This is a genomic window from uncultured Cardiobacterium sp. (assembly GCF_938028185.1).
In the GTDB taxonomy this organism is placed as follows: domain Bacteria; phylum Pseudomonadota; class Gammaproteobacteria; order Cardiobacteriales; family Cardiobacteriaceae; genus Cardiobacterium.
Map to the genome: position 1 here is coordinate 1 of NZ_CALJAH010000386.1, position 1,468 is coordinate 1,468.

A 1,468-nucleotide genomic window follows, 5' to 3' on the forward strand; every position below is an offset into this window, starting at 1 on the left:
ACAACGTATGCACATTATAGGACGGCTATGGACGGATAAAAAGCACAAGTTTCAACAGAAATCGGACGAAATTTATACCGTTCTAACATTTGTGGATGGTGTGGATTTGGGGGCTGGTACCGACCCGCAGAGGGCGGGAAGCGGATGGGCATTCCCTCGCGCCAAACGCCCCCACAGCGCATAATGGCGTCCCCCTTTTCAGGAGTTTTCCATGACCACGACACACATCTATTGCCTGCTTTTTCCCGGCTACCAGACGCTTGATCTGATGGGGCCGGTGGAGTTGCTCTCACGCCTGCCGGATGTGCGCTTGCATTTTGTCTCGCATAGCGGCGGGCTGATTGACAGCGCACAGGGCTTTGCCGTCGCCACCGACAAGCTGGACAGTCTGCGCTCCGGCAGCATCCTGCTCGTACCCGGCGGCATGGCAACGCGCACGCTGGTCGCCGATGCCGCTTTCACCGCCGCGCTGGCCGACTGGGCGGCGCAAAGCGCCTGGTGTCTCACCGTCTGCACCGGCGCGGCGCTGCTGGCGGCGACCGGCCTGCTTGACGAACTGCCCGCCACTTCCAACAAGGCCGCCTTCGCCTGGGTGCGCGACACTTTCCCGCAGGTGCAATGGCAGGGCAAGGCGCGCTGGGTGCGGGCGAACCGCTTTTATACCGCCTCTGGCGTCTCGGCGGGGATGGACATGGCGCTCGGTTTTATCGCCGACCGCTACGGCAGCGCGCAGGCGGAAGCCATCGCCCATCGCTGTGAATATGTTTGGCAACGCGAGGCCGGTGCCGATCCGTTCGCGGTGGCATGAAAAAAGGGCTGCATTGCAGCCCTTTTGCTGTGCGCGGCTCAGCCGATTTTCATGAAGCGCTGGTAGGCGCTGTTGTCGGTTTCTTCGCTGTAGTCGTAGCCGATGGCGGCCAGGTGCGCTTCCAGTTGTGCCGGGTCGTCGCTCTGAATGCCTGCCAGGACGCGGCCATAGTCGCTGCCGTGGTTACGGTAGTGGAAGAGGCTAATGTTGTTTTTCGTACCGAGGGTTTGCAGGAAGTGCAGCAGCGCGCCGGGGCGTTCGGGGAAGCCGAAGCGGAACAGCCGTTCGCCCACGACTTCCACGCTCGCCCCTCCTATCATGTAGCGCAGGTGCGATTTGGCCAGTTCGTTGTCGGTGAGGTTTTCGGTGTCGTAGCCTTCGCCCCGCAGTTTGGCGATGAGCGCGTCCAGTTGGGCGCGCCCCCCGCTCAGTTCGACGCCGACGAAGATTTGCGCCTGTGCCGCGCTTTGGTAGCGGTAGCTGAATTCGGTGACGTTCTGGTTGCCGAGCAGGGTGCAGAAATTGAGGAAGGTTCCCGGCACTTCGGGGATGGTGACGGCGAGCAGGCCTTCGCGCTGTTCACCGATTTCGGTGCGTTCGGCGATGTAGCGCAGGCGGTCGAAGTTCATGTTGGCGCCGGAGATGATGTTAATCAGGGTG

The 1,468-nt window shown here is 61.7% G+C and carries 2 protein-coding genes and 1 pseudogene; 2 read left to right on the plus strand and 1 reads right to left on the minus strand.

The window, feature by feature from the left end; translation table 11 throughout:
• Together Q0349_RS11285 and Q0349_RS11290 are read left to right on the plus strand one after the other, a co-directional pair.
• The coding region (locus Q0349_RS11285) for a hypothetical protein (protein WP_298081065.1) at nt 1–184 on the plus strand (184 nt) is incomplete at its 5' end.
• Nucleotides 185–211: 27 nt separating this feature from the next.
• Nucleotides 212–808, plus strand: a complete 597-nt coding sequence (locus tag Q0349_RS11290; protein WP_298081066.1) for a DJ-1/PfpI family protein — start codon at nt 212–214, stop codon at nt 806–808.
• 38 nt (nt 809–846) lie between these two features.
• On the opposite strand, the pseudogene Q0349_RS11295 reads toward Q0349_RS11290, so the two are convergent.
• Nucleotides 847–1,468: pseudogene (locus Q0349_RS11295) on the minus strand (threonine ammonia-lyase, biosynthetic); the annotation flags it as partial.